At 59.7% G+C, this 23,079-nt stretch carries 21 protein-coding genes and 1 pseudogene; 11 read left to right on the top strand and 11 right to left on the bottom strand.

Annotated features, from left to right (window positions below; all coding sequences use genetic code 11):
* Nucleotides 1-80: 80 nt before the first annotated feature.
* From RHM55_RS13415 to RHM55_RS13405, 3 genes are read right to left on the bottom strand one after another with little or no spacing between them, the layout of a single operon-like run.
* Nucleotides 81-671: a YggT family protein gene (locus RHM55_RS13415; RefSeq protein WP_322176877.1), complete on the bottom strand. Its 591-nt coding sequence runs from the start codon at nt 669-671 to the stop codon at nt 81-83.
* A 27-nt stretch (nt 672-698) separates the two neighbouring features.
* Nucleotides 699-1,517: a pyrroline-5-carboxylate reductase gene (gene proC, locus RHM55_RS13410; RefSeq protein WP_322176876.1), complete on the bottom strand. Its 819-nt coding sequence runs from the start codon at nt 1,515-1,517 to the stop codon at nt 699-701.
* Nucleotides 1,518-1,544: 27 nt separating this feature from the next.
* Entirely contained in the window at nt 1,545-2,231 is a 687-nt protein-coding gene (locus RHM55_RS13405) for a YggS family pyridoxal phosphate-dependent enzyme (RefSeq protein WP_322176875.1), read from the bottom strand.
* A 55-nt stretch (nt 2,232-2,286) separates the two neighbouring features.
* Between RHM55_RS13405 and RHM55_RS13400 the strand changes: the two genes are divergently transcribed.
* Nucleotides 2,287-3,321 carry a type IV pilus twitching motility protein PilT gene (locus RHM55_RS13400; protein ID WP_322176874.1) on the top strand — a complete coding sequence of 345 codons (1,035 nt, stop codon included), beginning with the start codon at nt 2,287-2,289 and terminating at the stop codon, nt 3,319-3,321.
* Nucleotides 3,322-3,403: 82 nt separating this feature from the next.
* Here the strand turns inward: RHM55_RS13400 and RHM55_RS13395 are convergent, their stop codons facing one another.
* Nucleotides 3,404-4,096 carry a C40 family peptidase gene (locus RHM55_RS13395; RefSeq protein ID WP_322176873.1) on the bottom strand — a complete coding sequence of 231 codons (693 nt, stop codon included), beginning with the start codon at nt 4,094-4,096 and terminating at the stop codon, nt 3,404-3,406.
* A gap of 250 nt (nt 4,097-4,346) precedes the next feature.
* Here RHM55_RS13395 and RHM55_RS13390 point away from each other — a divergent pair, with 250 nt between their 5' ends.
* The 5 genes from RHM55_RS13390 (at nt 4,347) to RHM55_RS13370 (ending at nt 9,526) form a co-directional block, all read left to right on the top strand.
* Nucleotides 4,347-4,766 carry a TM2 domain-containing protein gene (locus RHM55_RS13390; RefSeq protein WP_322176872.1) on the top strand — a complete coding sequence of 140 codons (420 nt, stop codon included), beginning with the start codon at nt 4,347-4,349 and terminating at the stop codon, nt 4,764-4,766.
* Nucleotides 4,767-5,071: 305 nt separating this feature from the next.
* The gene (locus RHM55_RS13385; protein WP_322176871.1) at nt 5,072-5,908 is read left to right on the top strand and encodes a DUF4123 domain-containing protein; all 837 of its coding nucleotides are present in this window, start codon (nt 5,072-5,074) and stop codon (nt 5,906-5,908) included.
* Entirely contained in the window at nt 5,905-6,426 is a 522-nt protein-coding gene (locus RHM55_RS13380) for a DUF3304 domain-containing protein (RefSeq protein WP_322176870.1), read from the top strand. Before RHM55_RS13385 ends, RHM55_RS13380 begins: the two co-directional genes overlap by 4 nt.
* A complete protein-coding gene (locus RHM55_RS13375; RefSeq protein ID WP_322176869.1) occupies nt 6,411-6,968 on the top strand; it encodes a DUF3304 domain-containing protein in 558 nt (185 codons plus the stop codon). The genes RHM55_RS13380 and RHM55_RS13375 overlap by 16 nt, the downstream gene beginning before the upstream one ends.
* Nucleotides 6,953-9,526, top strand: a complete 2,574-nt coding sequence (locus RHM55_RS13370; RefSeq protein WP_322176868.1) for a DUF2235 domain-containing protein — start codon at nt 6,953-6,955, stop codon at nt 9,524-9,526. The genes RHM55_RS13375 and RHM55_RS13370 overlap by 16 nt, the downstream gene beginning before the upstream one ends.
* A gap of 96 nt (nt 9,527-9,622) precedes the next feature.
* Here RHM55_RS13370 and RHM55_RS13365 read toward each other — a convergent pair whose 3' ends face one another.
* The 7 genes from RHM55_RS13365 to gshB all read right to left on the bottom strand — a co-directional run bounded on the left by RHM55_RS13365 (nt 9,623) and on the right by gshB (nt 15,586).
* On the bottom strand, nt 9,623-10,894 hold the full coding sequence (locus tag RHM55_RS13365; RefSeq protein WP_322176867.1) for a dihydroorotase: 1,272 nt from the start codon (nt 10,892-10,894) through the stop codon (nt 9,623-9,625).
* Nucleotides 10,891-11,895 (bottom strand): aspartate carbamoyltransferase catalytic subunit, encoded by a 1,005-nt coding sequence (locus RHM55_RS13360; protein WP_219063976.1) that lies wholly within the window; start codon nt 11,893-11,895, stop codon nt 10,891-10,893. The genes RHM55_RS13365 and RHM55_RS13360 overlap by 4 nt, the downstream gene beginning before the upstream one ends.
* A gap of 22 nt (nt 11,896-11,917) precedes the next feature.
* Complete coding sequence (pyrR, locus tag RHM55_RS13355) at nt 11,918-12,433, bottom strand: bifunctional pyr operon transcriptional regulator/uracil phosphoribosyltransferase PyrR (RefSeq protein WP_322176866.1); 516 nt, start codon at nt 12,431-12,433, stop codon at nt 11,918-11,920.
* Nucleotides 12,434-12,527: 94 nt separating this feature from the next.
* Nucleotides 12,528-12,965 carry a Holliday junction resolvase RuvX gene (gene ruvX, locus RHM55_RS13350; protein WP_219063978.1) on the bottom strand — a complete coding sequence of 146 codons (438 nt, stop codon included), beginning with the start codon at nt 12,963-12,965 and terminating at the stop codon, nt 12,528-12,530.
* Nucleotides 12,965-13,534 (bottom strand): YqgE/AlgH family protein, encoded by a 570-nt coding sequence (locus RHM55_RS13345; RefSeq protein WP_322176865.1) that lies wholly within the window; start codon nt 13,532-13,534, stop codon nt 12,965-12,967. Before RHM55_RS13345 ends, ruvX begins: the two co-directional genes overlap by 1 nt.
* Nucleotides 13,535-13,598: 64 nt before the next feature.
* A complete protein-coding gene (locus RHM55_RS13340; protein ID WP_407074604.1) occupies nt 13,599-14,501 on the bottom strand; it encodes an energy transducer TonB in 903 nt (300 codons plus the stop codon).
* Nucleotides 14,502-14,632: 131 nt separating this feature from the next.
* Nucleotides 14,633-15,586, bottom strand: a complete 954-nt coding sequence (gene gshB / locus RHM55_RS13335; protein WP_322176864.1) for a glutathione synthase — start codon at nt 15,584-15,586, stop codon at nt 14,633-14,635.
* A gap of 260 nt (nt 15,587-15,846) precedes the next feature.
* Here gshB and pilG point away from each other — a divergent pair, with 260 nt between their 5' ends.
* From pilG to RHM55_RS25940, 5 genes and pseudogenes are all read left to right on the top strand, one after another.
* Nucleotides 15,847-16,257, top strand: a complete 411-nt coding sequence (gene pilG / locus RHM55_RS13330) for a twitching motility response regulator PilG (RefSeq protein ID WP_219063982.1) — start codon at nt 15,847-15,849, stop codon at nt 16,255-16,257.
* A 51-nt stretch (nt 16,258-16,308) separates the two neighbouring features.
* On the top strand, nt 16,309-16,674 hold the full coding sequence (gene pilH, locus RHM55_RS13325) for a twitching motility response regulator PilH (protein WP_322176863.1): 366 nt from the start codon (nt 16,309-16,311) through the stop codon (nt 16,672-16,674).
* 12 nt (nt 16,675-16,686) lie between these two features.
* Nucleotides 16,687-17,226: a chemotaxis protein CheW gene (locus tag RHM55_RS13320; RefSeq protein ID WP_322176862.1), complete on the top strand. Its 540-nt coding sequence runs from the start codon at nt 16,687-16,689 to the stop codon at nt 17,224-17,226.
* Between the two features lie 79 nt (nt 17,227-17,305).
* The gene (locus RHM55_RS13315; RefSeq protein WP_322176861.1) at nt 17,306-19,336 is read left to right on the top strand and encodes a methyl-accepting chemotaxis protein; all 2,031 of its coding nucleotides are present in this window, start codon (nt 17,306-17,308) and stop codon (nt 19,334-19,336) included.
* 49 nt (nt 19,337-19,385) lie between these two features.
* A pseudogene (locus tag RHM55_RS25940) lies at nt 19,386-23,019 on the top strand (Hpt domain-containing protein); the annotation flags it as partial.
* Nucleotides 23,020-23,079 lie beyond the last annotated feature (60 nt).

Genomic DNA, 23,079 nt, shown 5'->3' with positions numbered 1-23,079 from the left:
AGGCGTAAGTCTAAAGACCGCGGCCCTTAGCAGCAAGCAAACACCGGACCTGCCGGTGCCTGCATGTGGCGGAGTGAGGCTTAGATCAGCAGACGCAGGGCTTCAGGCATATAGGTCATGGCGGCGAGGTTGTTGATCACCAGCATGTCCAGCAGCTTGAGTGCCATGAACGCCAGGATCGGCGAAATATCCAGGCCGCCCAGGTTCGGCAGAATCTTGCGGAACGGCGCCAGAGCAGGCTCGCAAATCTGGTTGACCAGTTCTGCCCCTGGATTATGGCTGCCCGGTGCGACCCAGGACAGGATCACGCTGATGATCAGGGCGTAGAAGAAAATCTTCAGGAACAGTGAGGTGACCGCAATCAGCGACCAGACCAACAGCAGCAGCGGGTTGTTTATGTACCCTACAGCCAGCAGGAAGATCAGGGCGAACAGCAAAAACTGCACGATGATCGCCAGAACCAGCGAGGACATGTCCAGCCCGAACATGCTCGGAATGATCCGCCGCAGTGGTTTGAGCAGCGGCTGGGTGGCACGCACGGCGAACTGGCTCAGAGGGTTGTAGAAGTCTGCGCGAACCAGTTGCAGCACGAAGCGCAGCAGAATGATCAGCAGGTATAAGCTGCCGACGGTTTGCAGAACATAAATTGCAGCGGTGTTCAGTCCGATCATCGGTCTGCTCCTCAATGGCCTAAAAAGTTACTGGCCCAGCTGTTCGGCCATTTCTGCCGAACGATGCGCGGCAGCAGTGAGTGCTGTTTCGACCAGGGCTTCAAAGCCGCCAGCCTGGAAAGATTTGATAGCCGCTTCCGTGGTACCCGCAGGGGAGGTTACACGGCGGCGCAGCTCAGCGGCATCAACATCGCTGCCAGTGGCCATCAGTGCCGCGCCCAAGGCGGTCTGCAGGGTTAGTTGAGCAGCGGTCTCGCGCGGCAGGCCGAGTTTTTCGCCTGCGGCGGTCATGGCTTCGATCAACAGGAAAAAATACGCCGGACCACTGCCGGACACTGCGGTGACAGCGTCCAGCTGCTTTTCATCGTCCAGCCACAGCACAATGCCGACGGCCGACAGGAGTTGCCCGGCCTGCTCGCGTTGTTCGCTGGAAACACTGGCGGTGGCGTACAGGCCGCTCACGCCCTGGCGCAGGAGTGCCGGAGTATTGGGCATGCAGCGCACGATCGGGTGTTCACCCAGCCACTTGTTCATGCTGGCGCAGGTGATACCGGCGGCGATGGACACGACCAGTTGGCCGGGCTTGAGGCTTGGGCGCAATGCTTCGCACACGGCCTTCATCATTTGTGGTTTTACCGCGATCAGCACGACGTCCGCGCCTTCGATGGCCTGGGCGTTATCGGCGAACAGCTCAATGCCATGCTCGGCGGCGACTTTGGCGCGTTGCTCGGCGCCGGGATCGCTGGCACGAATCAGTGCCGCGTCCACGCCTTGGGCGCGCAACCCGCCGATCAGGCTGGTGGCCATGTTTCCGGCACCGATAAAGGCAATACGAGTGTTGCTCATGACTGAGTTCCTGTTAGCAAAATGGATTTATGGCTGGCCGTAATCGCGGGCACCAAAAAGAGCCGTTCCGATTCGAACCCAGGTTGCGCCTTGTGCAATGGCGGCTTCCAGGTCGTGGCTCATGCCCATGGACAGTGTGTCCAGCGGCAGGTTCAGGCTGTCTTGCAGGCGGCGTACCGTCGCAAAAGCAGCGTTTTGTTCCGCGCTGTCATCGGTGGGTTCGGGAATCGCCATCAGCCCGCGCAACTTCAAGCGCGGCAATGCGCTGATCGCGGCGGCCAAGGCGGGCAGGTCGGCCGGCGTGCAACCAGACTTGCTCGCTTCGCCACTGACGTTGACCTGAATGCAGATGTTGAGCGGCGGGAGCTCTGCGGGGCGTTGCTCGGACAGGCGTTGAGCGATTTTCAAGCGATCCACAGAGTGCACCCAGGCAAAGTGCTCGGCGATAGCGCGAGTCTTGTTTGACTGAATGGGGCCGATGAAATGCCAACACAAGGGCAGGTCAGCTAATTCAAGCTGTTTGCTCAAGGCTTCCTGCAAGTAGTTTTCGCCGAAGTCACGCAGTCCGGCGGCAAACGCCTCGCGCAAAGCAGCGGCAGGTTTGGTCTTGCTTACGGCCAGCAAGTGGATGGTCGATGGGTCGCGTTGCGCCGCAAGGGCTGCTGCGCGAATTCGCTCATCAACTTGGGAAACGTTGTCTGCTATCGTGGACATTGATTTGCGCCAGCAGGGCTAAGGTCTGCGGCATTCTATGTGATTGGGGAGCCCTATGGATATTACCGAGCTGCTGGCCTTCAGTGCCAAGCAGGGCGCGTCGGACTTGCATCTCTCCGCCGGGCTGCCACCGATGATTCGAGTCGATGGCGATGTACGGCGGATCAACCTGCCGGCGCTGGACCACAAACAGGTTCAGGAACTGATCTACGACATCATGAACGACAAGCAGCGCAAGGACTTCGAGGAGTTTTTGGAGACTGACTTTTCCTTCGAGGTGCCTGGTATTGCGCGGTTCCGGGTGAACGCTTTCAACCAGAATCGGGGTGCCGGTGCGGTGTTTCGGACTATTCCGTCGAAAGTCCTGACCATGGACGATCTCGGCATGGGAGAAGTGTTTCGCAAGATTACCGACGTGCCGCGCGGGCTGGTATTGGTTACCGGCCCGACCGGTTCAGGGAAGTCCACCACCCTGGCGGCGATGATCGATTACCTGAACAGTAACAAGCATCACCACATTCTGACGATTGAAGACCCGATCGAGTTCGTCCACGAGTCGAAGAAGTGCCTGGTCAACCAGCGCGAAGTCCATCGAGACACGTTGGGCTTCTCTGAGGCCTTGCGTTCGGCCTTGCGGGAAGACCCGGACATCATTCTGGTGGGTGAAATGCGTGACCTTGAAACCATCCGCCTGGCGCTGACCGCTGCGGAAACCGGACATTTGGTGTTCGGCACGCTGCACACCACGTCGGCGGCGAAAACCATCGACCGGGTTGTCGATGTGTTCCCGGCGCAAGAGAAATCGATGGTGCGCTCGATGCTGTCCGAGTCGTTGCAGGCCGTTATCTCGCAAACGCTGGTCAAGAAAGTCGGTGGCGGGCGGGTCGCCGCACACGAAATCATGATTGGTACACCGGCGATCCGTAACCTTATTCGCGAGGACAAGGTCGCGCAGATGTACTCATCGATCCAGACGGGAGGTTCGTTGGGCATGCAGACGCTGGACATGAGCTTGAAAGAGTTGGTGACCAGAGGCCTGATCACCCGCGAAGGTGCTAGGGAGAAGGCCAAGACACCAGACAACTTCTAAGCGCGGGCTATTTGCGGGGGGGAGGGAAGGATGCGCCGAAGGACACTCCGGCGCATTGCCTGCGCGAACGCAGGCTATACCGTCAACGCTGAGAGATGCGCAGGACGGGATCGTTCTTTGGCAGGACCCGCTTGGCGAGCACGTAATGGTCGTCCCAATAAGGCTTCTTCAGCGTATCGATCGACACTGCTTTGCCGCGACGAGGGGCATGGATGAAGCGGTCATTGCCCAGGTAAATGGCAACATGATTGACCTTGCTGCTCTTTATCGTGAAGAACAGCAAATCGCCCGGCTTCAGATCCTTGCGTTCAACTTTCTGCCCGTGACCTGCGGCCATGGCATTCGAGGTGCGCGGTAAATCGGCTTCGTTCACGTCGCGGAAGGCATATTTGACCAGTCCGCTGCAATCGAACCCTTTACTTGGGCTGCTACCGCCCCAACGATAAGGAGTACCCAGCACATTAACTGCACGGCTCAATACGGCGCTGCTCTGCTTGACCGGCATTTGTGCGACGGTGCCGGTTTTGCCTTTGTTCTTGGTTTTGGCTGCGGTTTTGCTCAGGGATTTTTCGTGAGCGGGACGGTGACTTGTCCGGGTTGGAGCTGTTGGCTCGATGGAGGCGGTGGCTGCGGTGAAAGCGGGTGTTGGTGAAGAATGGGATTTTGCGGTGAAACCATTGAAGCTTGGCGGTAACTGTTGCTCACGGTTGGTGGCGTGGGCGGCCAGCGGCATAAGTAGGCAAATAGTTAGCCATGTCTTGAAAATTGGACGCATTAGGCAGGGCTCTTATTGGTCAGCGCGCAACTTTATAACAGCTTTTTGCGTCGTTCTGACCCCGCTGGTCGAAACAAATGCGGAACGAATGTGCCCATTATTGCGGTAATGTGTCACATGGATTTTGGCAAAGCCCTTAATTACAAGGGCTTGCGCCAGGCTTTTAAGGTTTTTGCCATACGTCGGAGCGCCACATTAAAGTCACAAAATTTACGGATATTTTTTTCTATCAGCTTAAAAGAGGCAGTGAATGAACAGCTATCGTCAGGACGTCCAACCTCAGGACACCCACAGCAAAATTCTCGGCTACCTGCTATGGATTGTCGGTTTTACCGGATCGCATCGCTTTTATTACGGCAAGCCAGTGACCGGTACGATCTGGTTTTTTACGTTGGGTCTGCTGGGTATCGGTTGGCTGATCGACCTGTTTTTGATCCCGAGCATGGATCGCGAGGCAGATTTGCGCTTCAACGCAGGTTCCATTGATTACAGCATCGCCTGGATCCTGCTGACATTTCTTGGCGTGTTCGGCGTGCACCGGATGTATCAAGGCAAATGGATCACCGGGATCATCTATCTATTCACCGGCGGATTTTTTCTGCTGGGCGTGTTGTATGACTTCTGGACCCTGAACGACCAGATTTCTGTCAAGAATGCGCGGCGGGGGTAAAGCCAGTAATGCTCCCATCAAGCTAGCTGTAACTGATAGAGATTTTCTACCGTCCGTGGAACGACCGCGCCTTACTCGTGCAACGTGGTATCGCTATCGAATGCCCGCACACATTTGTTATTTCCATTTCCTTCAAATACCCCCCTGATACCCCCTAACCGCCTTTCTCACGAACGGCGGTTTTTTTGCGGGCCAACCTTTCAGACCTTTCCTGCAACACGGGACTGATTTGGCCTACAGACGATAAAAAACCTTTCGCTGACTATGCCTTGGACAACTTTCCTTACAAAAGGCAGGGCAGCGGAATGCCGAAACTGACTCATCAGCCCGCCATGGGCTTTGAAATCCCCGCGTGTCTGCGCGACCTGAAACAACACGCAGACGCAGCAAGCCTCGACCACCTCGACATGATCATCAACGCCACGTTGCTGGATTACCCCTTGCTGCAACGGCTGGCCGAACTCGACCCGCCGCCCTTGCACACACCGCTGCTTGAGGGCACGCCGGAACACGCACTGGCCGCACAAGGCCCTGTGCATGTTCGTGTGTTCTGGGCACATGCGGCCCAGGTGAACTGGCTGGGGACGTTTGTCAGGGCGTTCGAACGCGAGTCCCGCGTGCTGTCGCTGTTAAGCCCCTGGCCGTTCGACGCGTTGAGTGAGCACCTGCGTTATTACACCCAGGCGCATTGGGACAAAGGCGCCAAGAGCGGCATCCTGCGTTACTACGACAACCGGTTGTTCAAGCACATCAGTGGCGTGTTTATCGAAGACGCGGCTCGCGACTTCCATGCCCCCGTCATCAGTTGGCACTGGACCGATCGCGATCACAAAGCGCAGATCATCGGTGGCTATAACCTCCCCTTTCACGAATTTACCCGCCCCAGTACGGCCTTGATGATGGACGCGTTTCAGGTCGAGTCCGTGTGCATGTGGAGTGATGCCGAGCAATGGGAGAAAACCCACGGTCTGTCGAAACGAAACTACCGGGTCGGCAAGGAACAACGAGTCTCCCTGCTTTATTTGGGGCACCTCGCCGCCAGTGACCTCCACCTTGAGGGCGAGGAGCACCGGGCATTTATGATCGAGTGGCTGGCCCGACACCTACCCGAAGACCTGCCGCAGACCGGTGGTTGGGCATGAGGCGCCCGCTCGCGCTTTGCCTGCTGACCTGCCTTGCGCTGCAAGCCTGCAGCCAATCATTGCCCGACCGACTCGGCGCGCCCATCGAGGGGTACAGCCACACCTCGGCGGCGATCAATTACTTCATGGTCAACGGCAACGGCGGTCCGAACATCGGCCCTTACGGCGGGGGCGGTAGCCAGAACTGCTGCGTGAGCCTGCCCCGCCAGTGGCACCCCGGCCTGACCGTGGTGGTGGAGTGGGAGAAGGATCCGACGCCGCACGCCTACGGCAAATGGCCTGAGCGCCCGTTCAGCGATGCTTGGAACAAGCGAATGCAGGAACACGAGTCTAAAAACACCCGCCATCGCGCCGTCGTGGAGGTGGCGCCGTATGAGCAACTTGGCCTGGTCAATGTGCATTTTCTGCCTTGCGATCAAGTCAAGGTCGCCGCCAGTCCTAGCTACCACGGTCGCCCCAATCATCCCTACAACTATCCTATGAAAATGGAAGAGCCTGCCGTATGTCCCGCACCCTAAAACCTGGCACCCCACGCCGAAGGCCAGCGCTTTGGGTGGCGGCTGCGCTCGCCTGCCTTGCGCTGCAAGCGTGCAGCCAATCATTGCCCGACCGGCTCGGCGCGCCCATCGAGGGGTACAGCCACACCTCGGCGGCGATCAACTACTTCATGGTCAACGGCAACGGCGGGCCGAACATCGGGCCTTACGGCGGGGGCGGCAGCCAGAACTGCTGCGTGAGCCTGCCCCGCAAGTGGCACCCCGGCCTGACCGTGGTGGTGGAGTGGGAGAAGGATCCGAATGTCGGTGCGTCACGGTATTGGGGTGTCCCCCCGTTTTCTGATGCGTGGCGTGCACGAATGAAAGAACACCGATCCAAATACACCCGCCATCGCGCCGTCGTGGAGGTGGCACCGTATGAGCAACTCGGGCTGGTCAATGTGCACTTTCTGCCTTGCGATCAAGTCAAGGTCGCCGCCAGTCCCAGCTACCACGGTCGCCCCAATCACCCCTACAACTATCCTCTCAAGATGGAAGTTCCTGCCAAATGTCCATTACCTTGAATTCAGGCTCTCAACGCCCGGCCCCGGCGCCTTTAACGCCGACCCCGCCGTTCCCAAAAGAGGGGCTGCTGCCACGCACGTCCGAGGATGTGGCGCTTAACTACCGCACACAGTATCGGCCCAAGCTGCTGGCGGCCTATGCGGCTAAACGGGCCGCCAAAGCGGCGGGTGAAACCTATTCCGGCGCGCCGTGCATCAATGTGCTGAACATCACCCTGTGTTTCGACGGCACCAACAACCACGAACCCTCGGACAAACTCGGTCAACCCCCGAGCACCAGCAACGTCGCGCGGCTTTACCACGCCAGCGTCGGTGCCAACCAGGGCACAGAGCAGAGCCGGGCGAACCAGATGGGTTTCTATCGTTATTACATGCAAGGGGTCGGCACCGAGTTCAAGGAAATCGGTGAGTTCGAACCACGAGATCTGGGGCTGATCGGCGCGGTCGGCGGTGAGAACCGGATCAATTGGGGCATTACGCGCCTGCTGGATGCTGTGGGTCGGGCCTGCGGCGAAGACCCGCTAACCGTGGATGCAGCCTACGAGCTGGTGCAAAAAATGGGCACCTCGTTCACTGAAGAGATGCTCGGCGCGACGTTGCTCAAGAGTGGTGACAGCCGTCGGCGAGAGGCCCTGCACGCGCCGTTGCTGGCGCTGCAAAAAAAGGTCGACTACGTGCATGCGCGCAAGACCAAACCGCGGATCATCGGCCTGCGCCTGTACGTGTACGGCTTTTCCCGGGGCGCCGCCGAAGCCCGGGCCTTTGCTACCTGGCTGGAGAGCCTGACCCAGGTCGAAATCGAGGGTGAGACCTGTTACCTGTTTGCCGGCCTGCCGATCTGCATTGCCTTCCTGGGCCTGTTCGACACCGTGGCCTCCACCGGCATGGCCTACGCGATGCCGTTCGCCGAGGGCCATATGGGGTGGGCCGATGACTCCATGCGCCTGTCGGACTCGGAGACGTTTCTGGAGCGCTGCGTGCATCTGGTCGCCGCCCACGAGCAACGCACCTGTTTCCCGGTGGACTCGATCCGGCGCAAGAACGACCCCGATGACCCTTCGACCTACCGCACTAACACGGTCGAATACCTGTACCCCGGCATGCACTCCGATGTCGGGGGTGGGTATTCGCCGGGCGATCAGGGCAAGTCGCTGGGCGGCACTCAGGACGTGATGTCACAAATTCCGCTGCACCATATGTATGCGGAGGCCTATGCCGTGGGTGCGCCGTTGCAGGCGCCTCCCAATGCGCTCAGTGACGAACAGAAACAAGACGAGCCATGGCTGGAAATGGCTGAAGAAGTCCATGAAGCCTTCGACATCTCCGAAACCCTCACCCTCCGCTTCAACACCTGGCTCGCCCACCACAAAACCGGCCCGCTGGAAGGCGCCTTGGCCGGTGAGCAGGCGCTGCTGACGGGGTGGCGGATCAATCGGTATGGCAGTTTTCACTTCAGGACAACCTCCGCTTACCAGCATGTCACAGGCAAGGACATGACCCAGGAAGAGTGGGATGCCCTTAAAGCGCTGCATGAGCGACAGCTCGCCGAGAACAAGGCCAACCATGAGGGCCAACCGCTCAAGGAGTTGTCAGGCAGCACGCTGGCAACGCATCAGGAATATCGGGCGCTCAAACAGGGTTATGAACAACGCGTCGGCGCGGCACAACCCATCGACTTTAATACCCATAAAGCCTTTGAGCCCACGCTCGATCAGCGCCAGATGGACAGGGCCATGATCGAATTCGGTCGTGACTATGACCCAAGCAACTGGTCGCTGGCGTTGGCCGGTGACGCCATCAGTTGGGCGACCATTCCTCATCTGCTGTTCGGGGGGTTGATATACCTGACCAACGAGCAGGATGAAGCCCAGGAATACCGTGACCTGCGCACCTCTGGTAACCAGGCTTACCTGGCGCTGTATGACTTAAAAACCGCCGAGCCCCTGACGGATACTGCTCGCACGCTCACCGACTTTTTCGACGACCAGGTCCACGATTCCCGCGCCTGGTTCATGAACTCTACTCGCTTGGGCGAGCGCGAAGTGTTCAGTGATTACTTCCGCTACCGCTGCATCTTTTTCGACAACGAATCCAACAAGTCCCTGTCGCCGGTGGCGAGGGCCGGGCAAGTGATCGGGGTGGGTATTGCGGTGGCCAGTGTCGGTTTGAGCATCAAGCGCCACGACCCGCGTTACCTGGTGGGTCTGCTGATTCCATCGCTGGGCATTCCCGTGTTTCGCGGCAAGGTGGGCTTTCCGCAAGTCAGCGCATTTGATTCTGTCACGGGCATCGCCCTGCCGATGCTGGACAATCTCGACAACATTCGGGCGTTCAGCAAAGACCCCGGCGATATGCTGAAGCTGGCGAAAGCCTTGCCCACACCGCCAGCCCTCAGCGCAGAAACCGCGACCACGCCCGAGCTGCAAAAACTGCTCAAGGCCACGGAGGCGGCGAAGGCTTTAGCGAAGGTCAAGGATCTGCTCGACCGGTTGCCTGACGAATCGAAGATGGGGTTGTTGGATCAGGTGAAGGGAGCGTTGGGTAGCGGGGTGAGTTGATGACTGCTTCGCAGCGGGACGCATAGTTGCAAGACTACGTGTCCCGCTGCGAAGCAGTTTAAGCGGTGCATCTGACGCACCGCGATCAAGACCCAATCAGCTGCTGTAGCTGATCCGTCCATCCACCAGGGTGTACCGCACGGCCCCTGGCAGGCAGTGGCCAAGGAACGGGCAGTTTTCGCCTTTGGACAGCCATTTCTCGCCAACAACAGTAGAAGCCGTCGGGTCGAACAGCACCAGATCCGCTGGCGCACCGACACGCAATTGACCGGCAGGCAGGCGCAAGGCCGCCGCAGGGCCAGCGCTGAGGCGTGCCAGCAGGGTTGGCAGGTCGAGCAGGCCGTCTGCGACCAACGTCATCGCCAGCGGCAATAGCAGCTCAACGCTGCTGATGCCCGGCTCGGTCGCCCCGAACGGGGCCAGCTTGGCGTCGCGTTCATGGGGTTGGTGATGGCTGGAGATGGCTTGAACCACCCCGGACTTAACCGCTGCACGCAGGCCATCGCGGTCGGCGCGGGTGCGTAGCGGCGGCTGGACGTGGTACAGGCTGGAGAAGTCGATCAGCGCTTCATCGATGAGGATAAGCTGATACATCGCCACGTCGGCGGTGACCGGCAGCCCACGGGCCTGCGCCTGAGCGATCAGTTCCACACCGCGTGCACTGGTCAATTGGCTGAAGTGCGCGCGCACGCCGCTTTGTTCCACCAGCAGCAGATCCCGAGCCAAGGCCACGGTTTCGGCGGTTTCCGGGATGCCCGGCAAGCCGAGGAAGCTGGCAGTAGGGCCTTCATGGGCCAGGCCCCCTTCAGCCAGATCGCGGTCCTGAGAATGGAAAATCACCGTCAGGTCGAATGTCGCGGCGTATTCCAGTGCCCGGCACAACGTCCGGGTATTGCGAAAGCTGTCCAGACCATTGCCGAAGGCGACGCAGCCCGCATCGCGCAAGGCAATCAGCTCGGCCAGTTGTTCACCTTCCAGACCCTTGCTGAAGGCGCCGATGGGGAACACTTTGCAATTGCCGGCTTCGCGGGCGCGGTCGATGATCAGCTCGGCCACGGCGGAGGTGTCGAGCACCGGTTTGGTCCGTGGCGGGCAGCACAGGCTGGTGACGCCGCCGGCTGCTGCGGCTTGGGTCTCACTGGCGATTGTGCCTTTACGGCTGTAGCCCGGTTCGCGCAGGGCTACGTTGAGGTCGACCAGGCCGGGTGCGGCGACCAGGCCCTTGGCCTCAATCGTCTGGCTGGCAACGAAACCTGCTGGCGCCTCGCCGAGGGCGATAATCTTGCCGGCTTCCAGGTGCAGATCAATGACGGTGTCCAGACCGCTGGTGGGGTCGATGACGCGAGCGCCGAGGATGCTGAGCTTCACTGGGCGTTCTCCTGCTCGAATTGACGTTGTGCGGTTTGCCCGCTCATGGCCATGGACAGCACAGCCATGCGTATTGCGATGCCGTAGGTGACCTGGTTGAGGATTACCGAATGGGCGCCGTCGGCCACTGCCGACTCGATCTCCACGCCGCGGTTGATCGGGCCTGGGTGCATGACAATGACGTCCGGTTTGGCGCCGGCCAGACGAGCGGTGGTCAGGCCGAACAGGCGGTAGAACTCACCTTCGCTGGGCAACAGACCGCCCTGCATGCGTTCGCGCTGCAGGCGCAGCATGATCACCACGTCGACGTCTTTGAGGCCGGCAGCCAGGTCGGTGTAGACCTTGACCCCGTACTGCTCGACGCCCACCGGCAACAAGGTTTTCGGCGCGACTACGCGGATGTCCGGGCAGCCGAGGGCTTTGAGCGCAATCATGTTCGAGCGCGCCACCCGCGAGTGCAGGATGTCACCAACGATGGCCACGGAGAGGTTTTCGAAACCACCCTTGTGCCGACGAATGGTGAGCATGTCGAGCATGCCCTGAGTCGGGTGCGCATGGCGGCCGTCGCCACCGTTGATGATCGCGACCTCCGGGCAGACATGTTCGGCGATGAAGTGCGCGGCGCCCGAGTCGCCATGACGCACGACGAACATGTCGGCGGCCATCGCTTCAAGGTTGCGCAGGGTGTCGAACAGCGTTTCGCCCTTACTGGTGGACGAGGTCGAGACATTCAGGGTGATCACGTCGGCCGACAGCCGTTGGGCAGCCAGTTCGAATGTGGTGCGGGTGCGGGTCGAGTTCTCGAAGAACACGTTGCACACCGTCTTGCCGCGCAGCAGCGGGACTTTCTTTACCGCCCGGGCGCCGACTTCCAGAAAGGAATCGGCGGTGTCGAGAATTTCGGTGAGTAACTCGCGGGGCAAACCGTCGAGCGAGAGAAAGTGGCGCAGCTGGCCCTGATGATTGAGCTGCAGTGGGCGCTTGGCGTCGATAGGCGTCATCGCAAGGACTCTTTATTAGGGGCTAGAGGGCGGCGGCAGAGAGGTTCTGGTATTCAAGTGCGAGCGGCGCGGGGCCGAGCAATTTTACCCGCTCATCGGGCGCCAGCGACAGGGTGGCGCCGACCACGTCGGGGCTAATCGGCAGTTCCCCGGCGTTAAGATCGAGCAGGCAGACCAGGGTCACGCTGGCCGGACGGCCGTAATCGAACAGTTCGTTGAGCGCAGCGCGGATGGTCCGGCCGCTCATCAGCACGTCATCGATCAGTACCAAGTGCTGGCCTTCGATCTCGAACGGCAGGGCCGAGGGACGCACTTGCGGGTGCAGGCCGCTCTGGCTGAAATCGTCGCGGTAGAAGGACACGTCCAGTGTGCCCAACGGCGACTGGCTGCCCAGCGCTTCAAGCAACGCCTGTGCGACCCAGATGCCGCCCGTGCGAATGCCGATATAACGCGGTTCAGTGATGTTGCGCTGGCTCAGATAGGCCTTCAGATCAATGGCCATCTGGCTGATCAGTGCGGCGGGATTGGGCAGACTCATGGTTGCTCCTTCAGGGGCCTGAGCGTCTTTCACGCAGGTTGCTCAGGCTGAAAACTGGATGTCTATTCTTTCAATAAAGAGATCGATAAAGCGATCACGCGTCAAACAGGGCGCCGTTGGCATCCAGCCAGCCCTGTAACAACAGCGCGGCAGCAATGGCATCCACCGGGTTGTCGCGATAGCTGCCTTTCTGCCCGCCACGGGACAGACGCTCGCCCTTGGCTTCAAAGGTGGTCAGGCGCTCGTCGTGGGTATACACCGGCAGGTTGTAGCGGCCGTTGAGTCGACGCGAGAATTTTTCAGCACGGGCACTCATGTCGCTCGGCGTGCCGTCCATGTTTAGCGGCAGGCCGACGACAATGGCGTCGGGCTTCCATTCTCGGATCAATGCTTCGACCTTGTCCCAGTCCGGGATACCGTTCTGCGCTTTCAAGATGCACAGCTCGCGGGCCTGGCCGGTAATCACCTGACCAACGGCAACGCCGATCTGTTTGGTGCCGTAATCGAAGCCCAGCAAAAGACGTAAAGCCATCAGGCGTGGCCCGCCTGACTGGTCAGCAAGCTGAGATTGACGCCCAGGCCGGCCGCCGCCGCGTGGAGGCGATGCTCACTCGGGATATCGAACAGGATGGCCGGATCGAACGGGCAGGTCAGCCAGATGTTGGCGGCCAGCTCGGCGTCCAGTTGCCCGGCTTCCCAGCCCGCATACCCGAGGGTGATCACATGTTGATCCGGGCCGTAGCCGTCAGCGATAGAGAACAGCACATCCTGAGACGTCGACAGCGCGAGGCCGCCGAGTTCGACCGTTGCCTGAAACTGCGGTCCGCTCGGGTGCAGGACAAAGCCGCGATCGGTTTGCACTGGGCCACCGGTATGAATCGGGATGTGCTGGCAGCGCAATGGCGGTTCGGTTTCGGGGCGCAGTTGCTCAAGAATGTCCGCCAGCGTCAGGCCCTGTGGACGGTTGATCACCAGGCCCATGGCGCCATTTGCGTTGTGCTCGACGATGTAGGTCAAGGTGTGCGCAAAGTTCGGATCGGCCATGTGCGGCATGGCAATCAGGAAGTGATGCTTGAGGTAGCTTGCGGGGACGTTTTTCATGAGCCCTAGTGTGGCGCTGCCCGACGGGCCTGACAACTGGCTAATGTGATAGGTGTTCAGGTCTTCAGTTGCTGGACAGCTTATCGCCACGGGCGAAACGCCAGGTGCGAATGATCTCCAGTCGGTCGATGTCAGCCAGATCGCCGGTGAACGGCGCAAAAGGCGCCGCCAATCGCACAATACGTTGCGCAGCTTGATCGAGCAGCGGCTGGCCGGACGACTCCAGCACTAATATTTCGAACAGGGAGCCATCGCGGTTGATCGACACCATCATCCGCAAATTACCGTACACCTGGTTGCGCCGCGCTTCTTCCGGATAGTTGAGATTGCCTATCCGTTCGATTTTTTTACGCCAGTCTTCTTTATACCAGGCGCCTTTGTCGCGCATGGTCGACGCAGCGCTGAGGCGATGGATCTTAGGGCGCTTGGCGTACAGCTGTTGTTCGTTGGAGAGCTCGGCTTCCAGGCTGGAAATTTCGCTGGTCAGCTGCGAGCTGTCAAAGGTCGGCGCGGCCTTGACGGCGGGTTCTTGCTTGATCTCTTCGCGCTTGGTCACGGTTTTCTGGGTTTTCTGCGCGGTGGTCGCGACCGCCGTTTTCGGTGCTACCTGCTTTTCCACCGGCTTGGCGGCAGGGGGTGGCGTCACCTTGTTGATCTTGGTGTCCTGAAATGGCGCCAGCTCGGTAGTCTTGGGGATCGCCTTCTTGTCCAGCGTGCCACTGCCCTGCTGATTATCCTGGGCGAGAAAATCGGCTTTTTTCGGCGGGGCTTCGCTTTTGAAGGTGGCGAGGGTGATTTCCAGGGTTTTGCTGATGTCTGGCGGTTTGACGTAAGCGAAGCCCACACCGAGGATCAGTGCTACGTGGATCAGCGCTGCAATCATCAGGGTAAACCCAAGCCGATCAGCCGGGCGCACGCCAGCACGGGCGAGTTCAGGGGGCAGATCGTCGGCCAAAGCGTTCATCATCAGTCCAACATTTTCACAAGCCGCGCATGATAGCGCACTGTCGCAAATACTGCGGTGTGCGCTGGTCTGGAGCAGGCCGGATCGGCCTCATTCCTGTGCAACCCGCACGGGGATCAGGCCGGGGATAGCGTTTACCTGGCCTTGAGCTTCTTCTCGATGGCATCCATCAGCATGGACGCAATGTTGGTGCCGAAGGCATTGTCGATTTCACGAATGCACGTCGGGCTGGTGACGTTGATTTCGGTGAGGTGCTCGCCGATGATATCGATGCCTACGAATAGCAGGCCTCTTTCACGCAGTGTCGGGCCGACTTCGGCCGCGATCCAGCGGTCATGCGGGGTCAAGGGGCGGGCTTCGCCACGACCACCGGCGGCCAGGTTGCCACGGGTTTCGCCAGCGGCCGGGATACGTGCGAGGCAGTAAGGCACGGGCTCGCCGTCAATCATCAGGATGCGTTTGTCGCCGTCCTTGATCGCTGGCAGGTAACCTTGGGCCATAATCTGCTGCGTGCCATTGGCCGTCAGGATTTCGAGGGTCACCGACAGGTTTGGATCGCCCTCGCGGTGGCGGAAGATGGATGTGCCGCCCATGCCGTCCAGCGGTTTGAGAATCACATCGCCATGCAGTTCGGCGAATTCGCGCAAGATGTCCATACGGCGGCTGACCAGAGTCGGCGGCGTGCATTGCGGGAACAGCGTGGCAAATAGCTTCTCGTTGCAGTCACGCAGGCTCTGTGGGCGGTTGACCACCAGTACGCCGGCGCGTTCAGCTTGTTCGAGCAGGTACGTGGAGTACACGAACTCCATATTGAACGGCGGATCCTTACGCATCAGGATCACGTCGAGGTCGTCCAGGCCGCTGTCGATTTCGGCTCCCAGTTCGAACCAGTGTTCGGGGTCGGCGAAGACTTTCAGTGGTTTCATCCGGGCGCGTGCCTGGCCGGCGTTTTGGTACAAATCGTGCTGTTCCATATAGAACAGCGACCAACCGCGATCCTGGGCGGCAAGGAGCATGGCCAGCGAGCTGTCCTTTTTATAGGAGATGTCCTCGATGGGGTCCATGACAATCCCTAGGCGAACGCTCATGGGCAATATCCTCTGTCGGTAAGGGCCGCTTGGGCCTGAAAATAGGCGTCAGGGTGGCGCCGTGCATGCGCTGGGTCAAGAGGCAAGCGCGCAGCGTCGGGCTTTATGGATTGCGTCTGGAGAGTGTGCTAAAAAGGCTCGGCACTTGGCCTTGGGCCCCGTTAATTAAGGGGCTGGGGGCTCATGGTAGCTCCATGTCAGCCTGAAGACGCCGGGCACAACGCAGCAAATCGACTCGCCGCGGCGATGGTAGAGCAAACATGGAACAGCATTCCACAGCTTTGAAAGTGATGATCATCGACGATTCGAAGACGATTCGCCGCACCGCAGAGACGTTATTGAAGAACGTCGGTTGCGAAGTCATCACCGCGATAGACGGGTTCGATGCGCTGGCGAAGATCGCCGACAATCACCCGCGAATCATTTTCGTCGACATCATGATGCCGCGCCTGGATGGCTATCAGACCTGTGCACTGATCAAGAATAACCGGGCATTCAAGTCAACGCCGGTGATCATGCTGTCCTCCAGGGATGGCCTGTTCGACAAGGCCAAGGGCCGGATAGTCGGCTCAGACCAGTTTCTGACCAAGCCTTTCAGCAAGGAAGAACTACTGAACGCGATCAAGGCCCATGTGCCGGAGTTCGTTGCAGTAGAACAACAAGTATCTTGATGCCCTGTGACCCTGGCGGGTCGAGAGCATCCATTGCGTATGGGGAATACCATGGCTCGAATTCTGATCGTTGATGATTCGCCGACTGAAATGTACAAGTTGACCGGCATGCTGGAAAAGCACGGTCATCACGTCTTGAAAGCCGAAAACGGCGCTGATGGCGTTGCCCTGGCCCGTCAGGAAAAACCCGACGCGGTGCTCATGGATATCGTGATGCCCGGTCTCAATGGTTTCCAGGCCACGCGCCAGCTGACTAAAGACGCTGACACCAACATGATTCCGGTGATCATCATCACGACCAAGGATCAGGAAACCGATAAAGTCTGGGGCAAGCGCCAGGGCGCGCGTGATTATCTGACCAAGCCGGTGGACGAAGAAACCCTGATGAAAACCCTGAATGCGGTATTGGCCGGCTGACGGTCCGCACTCATGGCTGAGTCGCAAACCGCCTTCCAGTTGCTCCTTGAAATCGATCAGCGCTGTCGCTCTCTCGCGGCCGGTCTGCCTTTGCAGGAGACGCGACTGCAAGACTGGAGCGGGATCGGTTTTCGCATGGGCGATCAGTGTTACGTGGCGCCCATGGGGGAGATCAGCGAGATCCTGCATGAGCCGCGTTACTCCGTATTGCCTGGGGTAAAGCCTTGGGTCAAGGGTGTGGCCAACCTGCGGGGGCGGTTGCTGCCGATCATGGATTTGTGTGCGTTTTTTGATCATGAGTTGTCGCCTGTGCGCAAGCAGCGGCGGGTGCTGGTGGTCGACTATCAAGATGTGTTCGCCGGGCTGATGGTCGATGAAGTATTGGGTGTGCAGCATTTCAATCAACGCAGCCTGATGCCTGAGCCACTTGTGGCGTTCGAAGCGGGGGTCGCGCCGTTCATTCAGGGGCAGTTCTTACGTGAACAGGCCTGGTTGGTCTTCAGCCCGCATGCGCTGGCGCAATCACCGGGCTTCATGGATGTCGCGCTGTAACGTTTTTCGGCGGGCCTCGACGGGCCCTTTTTTATTTCCGGGATGAATAGATGTTGCTGGCCAGGCGGGGCCCTGAATAATGAGCAAGACAGGTAGGTCATTGGAGGGTGAGCGCAGTCGGTCGCAGATCGCCGCGCTGTTTGTCGCCCTGATCATTTTTATCATGTTGCTGTTCGCTAACTTCGCCTACCTCAACACGCAGTCGAATTACGATAAACAGTACATCGGCCACGCAGGCGAGCTGCGCGTGTTGTCTCAGCGAATCGCCAAAAACGCCTCCGAAGCCGCCGCGGGCAAGGCGCCTGCGTTCAAGCTGTTGGCCGACGCACGCAACGATTTTGATCTGCGCTGGGGTTTCCTGAAAAAAGGTGACAAGGCCACGGGGTTGCCGTCGGCGCCGTCAGCCGTGAGTCAGGAAATGCAGGCCGTGCAGAAGGACTGGGAGAGTCTGCGCAAGAGCACCGACGTGATTGTCGCCAGTGAACAGACCGTTCTGTCCCTGCATCAAGTGGCGGCAACCCTGGCCGAAACCATTCCGCAGTTGCAGGTCGAGTACGAAAAAGTCGTCGACAGCCTTCTGCAAAATCATGCGCCGGCCAGTCAGGTGGCGGTGGCGCAGCGTCAGTCGCTGTTGGCTGAGCGAATTCTCGGTTCGGTCAACACTGTACTGTCCGGGGATGACACCGCGGTGCAGGCCGCCGATGCGTTCGGTCGCGACGCAAGCCTGTTTGGCCGGGTGCTCAATGGCATGATTGAAGGCAATCCGGTGATGAATATCACCCAGGTCCAGGACCACGATTCCCGTGTGCGCCTGACCGAAATTGCCGAGCTGTTCCAGTTCGTTTCAGGCTCCGTGGATGAAATTCTCGAAACTTCGCCCGAGCTGCTTCAAGTGCGTGAATCGGCCAGCACTATCTTCACCACCTCGCAAACCCTGCTCGATGAAGCGTCGGTGCTGGCCGATCATTTTGAGCACCTGGCCAGTGGGCGTTCGATGCACAGCATCGGCGGCTACCTGCTGGGCCTGCTGGCCTTGATGTCGATCATTTTGATCGGCATCGTGATGGTGCGCGAAACCAACCGGCAGTTGCGCGAAACCGCCGAGAAGAACGAGCGCAATCAGCACGCGATCATGCGTCTGCTCGATGAGATCGAAAACCTCGCCGACGGTGATCTGAGAGTCGCCGCGTCCGTGACCGAAGACTTCACCGGGGCAATTGCCGACTCGATCAATTACTCCATCGACCAGTTGCGCGACCTGGTGGCCACGATCAACCTGACTGCGGAGCAAGTCGCGTCAGCGGTTGCAGATACTCAGACCACGGCCATGCAGTTGGCGGCGGCGTCCGAGCATCAGGCGTTGCAGATTGCGGCTGCCTCGACCGCGATCAATAACATGGCGATTTCCATCGATGAGGTCTCGGCCAATGCGTCGGAGTCGTCGGCGGTGGCGGAGCGTTCGGTGGCCATTGCCAATAAAGGTAACGAGGTGGTGCATAACACCATCAACGGTATGGACAACATCCGTGAGCAGATTCAGGACACCTCCAAGCGGATCAAACGTTTGGGCGAGTCTTCCCAGGAAATCGGCGATATTGTCAGCTTGATCGATGATATTGCCGATCAGACCAACATTCTGGCCCTCAATGCGGCGATACAAGCCTCGATGGCCGGGGATGCCGGACGTGGCTTTGCGGTGGTTGCCGACGAAGTGCAACGGCTGGCAGAGCGCTCTTCGTCGGCCACCAAGCAGATTGAGACCCTGGTTCGGGCCATTCAGAACGACACCAACGAGGCGGTCATCTCCATGGAGCAGACGACCAGCGAAGTGGTGCGCGGCGCCCGACTGGCGCACGATGCCGGGGTGGCACTGGAGGAAATCGAGGGTGTTTCGAAAACCCTCGCGGCGTTGATTCAGAGCATCACCAACGCTGCGCAGCAGCAGGCGTCCTCTGCGGGGCAGATTTCCCGGACCATGAGCGTGATTCACCAGACCACGACACAAACGACGTCTGGCACCACGGCCACGGCGGAAAGTATCGGCAACCTGGCGAAAATGGCCAGCGAGATGCGGCGTTCGGTGTCTGGTTTTACCTTGCCACCGTCGTAAGGCCCTGGTTGAACACCCGGGTAAATAATAGGTAATGACTGGAGTTGTTATGGCTGATCGGCACGACTACGTGGCCCTCGAATGGGTCAAGGGCGAAATTGCCGAAACGCTCAAACAGGCCCGCCAAGCCCTCGAAGCGTTTGTCGCACACCCACAGGACCCGGCCTCAATGGTTGAGTGCCTGAGCTGTGTGCACCAGGTGCATGGCAGCCTGCAAATGATCGAATTCTATGGCGCGGCGCTGCTCGCCGAAGAAATCGAGCAACTGGCGCTGGCGTTGCAGCAACGTCGCGTGGCGCAACAGGCCGAAGCCGTGTATTTGCTGACGCAGGCTATGGTGCAGATGCCGGTTTACCTCGACCGCATCCATACCGCCAGACGCGATTTGCCGCTTGTGGTGCTGCCGCTGCTGAATGATTTGCGCAGCGCCCGAGGCGAGAGCTTGCTGTCGGAAACCAGTCTGTTTGCCCCGCAACTGCTCTGTGTTCCCGAACTCGACGCGCAGGCATTGGCCAAGCTAGACAGCCCTGACTTGGCGGCGCTGCTGCGCAAGTGGCGGCAAATGCTCCAAGCGGCGTTGGTTGGTTTACTGCGTGAGCAGGAGGTGCAGACCAACCTCGGTCACATGGCCAAAGTGTTTAGCCGCCTTGAGGCATTGTGCAAAGACGCGCCGCTCGGTCTGTTGTGGCAGATTGCGTCGGCGCTGGTCGCAACCATGGCTGACGGCCAGTTCACCAATAGCCCGGCGCTGCGCGGTCTGCTCAAAGAGTCTGACAAGGAACTCAAGCGCTTGCTCGAGCAGGGTATCAGCGCAATCAATCAGCCGGCGCCAGATGAGTTGCTCAAGAGCCTATTGTTTTACATCGCCAAATCCGACAGCCAGGCGCCACCTATGTTGCTGCTCAAAGATCAATACGGCCTCGCCGAGTCCCTGCCCGATACCGCGCTGGTCGACGAAGAGCGTGCGCGGCTGGCGGGCCCGGATCGCGATGCGATGCGCTCGGTGGTGGTCGCGCTATGCGAGGAGCTGGTCAGGGTCAAAGATCGCCTGGACGTCTTCGTGCGCAGCGACCGCAAGCACGTTGGTGAACTCAACAGCCTGCTGCCGCCGCTGCAACAGGTCGCGGATACCTTGGCCGTCCTTGGCTTCGGTCAGCCACGTAAAGTCATCATCGATCAATTGGCGGTTGTTCAGGGTTTGGCCCAGGGCCAACGTGAAGCCGATGACTCTGCGTTGATGGATGTCGCTGGCGCACTCTTGTACGTCGAAGCGACCCTGGCCGGGATGGTCGGCACCGTGGAGCAGACGCACCGTGAAAACAGCCGCTTGCCAACGACAGACCTGACCCAGATCCATCAGTTGGTGATCAAGGAGGCGCGTATCGGGCTGCAGCAGGCCAAGGACATGATCATCGATTATATCGACGGCCCTTGGGATCGGCATCGGCTCGAGCCTTTGCCCGCGCTGCTGGTGCAGGTACGCGGGGCACTGGCGATGATTCCGCTGGCGCGAGCAGCCAGCCTGCTCGCGGTTTGCAACGAATACATCCAGGAGCATTTGCTGGAGGACAACACGCCACCAACCTGGGGTCAGCTCGATGGTCTGGCAGACGCCCTCACCAGTATTGAGTATTACCTGGAGCGTTTGGGCCAGGATCATGAAGCGCCGGGTGAGCAAGTGCTCGACCGGGCTCAGTCCAGTCTGGAGGGACTCGGGTATTCGCCGATACCGGACGCCGTTGTCGAGGTGCCGCTGCTCGATGAGGTGATCAGTCAGGACGAGTTGCTTGAGTTGCAGGCCCGTCAGGAACTGGTCAGCCCGACGCAGACCATCGCCCAAGTGCTTGCCAGCCCGGTTTCGGCCGTTAATCCGCCGGCCCTCTATGTGCCAACCAGCCTGTTGCCGCCGCCCGCCGATGAAGAGCGGGTGGACGACGAGTTGCTTGAGGTGTTTCTCGAAGAGACCGATGAGGTGTTGGTGGCGCTGCACGAGCACTTGCCACAATGGTTCGATGACCCTCGTGATACCGCCGCGCTGACCGAAGTCCGCCGGGCATTTCATACCCTAAAAGGCAGCGGGCGGATGGTCCGTGCGTTGATCCTCGGCGAGTTGGCCTGGTCCGCGGAGAACCTGCTCAACCGGATCATGGAGAACAGCGTCAAACCCGATCAGCGCGTTCGGCGTTTACTGGCTGACGTGCTGGCCTTATTGCCTGAGGTTATTCGCGAATTCGCCGACAATGCCCAGCATCAGCGTGATGATGTCGACCTGTTGGCTGCATGTGCCCACGCGCTGGCCAAGGGCGAAGAGGTGCTCATCGCTGCGGTCATGGCTCATACCGTCAATGCCAACGATGAGGCGTTGGACCCGCATCTGCTGGAGATTTTCCGTCAGGAAGCGCGAAGCCATCTCGACACGCTCAATCGCTTTCTCGACAGCGCCACCGAAGCGGTGTCACCGCCCATCAGCGACGACCTGCAGCGCGCCCTGCACACGCTCAAAGGCAGCGCTTACATGGCGGGCGTGCTGCCCATAGCCGAGTTGGCCAGACCCCTGGATCAGTTGATCCTCGAGTTTAAATCCAATCTGATTCCGCTGAGGCAGGCAGAAATTCAGCTACTGAAGGCCGCCGAACCCTTGTTTCGACAGGGCCTGCTCCAGCTCGACAGTGACCCGCTGGCTACCATCGTGGGCGCAGCGGCGCTGATCGACGAGGCGCATTCGCTGCTGGACATCCGCCTGGCGGCTGCCCTTAGCGCACCGAGCAACGGCCTGCGCATCAAGCGCAATCCGCAATTGATCGCGACCTTTCTGGCCGAGGGCATGGACATTCTGCTCGATGCCGAAAGCCTGTTGCAGCGCTGGCAGCAGCATCCCGGCGAGCGCCAGGAATTAAGCGCTCTGCTCGACGAGTTGACCACCTTGGGTCATGGGGCGCACATGGCCGATCTGCCGCAGGTGGATGAGCTGTGTGAGGCACTGCTGGACTTGTATGGCGCGGTTGAAGAAAGCAGCCTGGCGGTCAGCGAGCGCTTCTTTCATGAGGTTGAAAGGGCGCACGAAGCCCTGATCGACATGCTTGACCAAGTGGCGGCAGGCCAAGAGGTGGATGCCAGCCCGGAGCGCATTCGGGCCTTGCGCGAATTGCTCGATCAAGCCCTCGACCCTGGCGCCATGGGCCTGATCAAAAGCGACGGTAGCCGCTCGCTGAGCATCACCGAACTGAATGCAGCGACCGAGCAACTCGCGATTGAACAGTCGGTTGAACACGCTATTCAGTCCGCAGTGCAGGAGCCCGGAGAGACCGATGCACCGCTAAGCGGCCTCGATGACGAGATCGTGGAAATCTTCCTCGAAGAGGCGGTGGATATTCTCGACAGCGCCGGGCAGGCATTGCACCGTTGGTTGTCCGATCCTGACAACCCGTTGCCGCTGTCCTCGCTGCAACGCGATTTGCACACCCTCAAGGGCGGCGCGCGCATGGCTGAAATCGGCCCCGTGGGCGATCTGGGTCATGAGCTGGAATCCCTATACGAAGGCTTGATCGACCGCCGCTACTGTCACTCGTCCGCATTGGCTGACTTGCTGCTGCAAAGCCACGACCTTCTGGCGATCCTGCTGGAGCAATTGCAAGACCATCAGCCGCTCAGCAGTCCGGCTGAGTTGATTGAATATATCCGTGATTTTCGCCAGGGCACTGGCCAAGGTTCACGCCCTGACGTCGAGCCGAAACCCGTCAGAT

Source organism: Pseudomonas sp. MH9.2, from assembly GCF_034353875.1.
GTDB lineage: Bacteria > Pseudomonadota > Gammaproteobacteria > Pseudomonadales > Pseudomonadaceae > Aquipseudomonas.
This window is presented reverse-complemented; position numbering and strand designations above follow the sequence as displayed.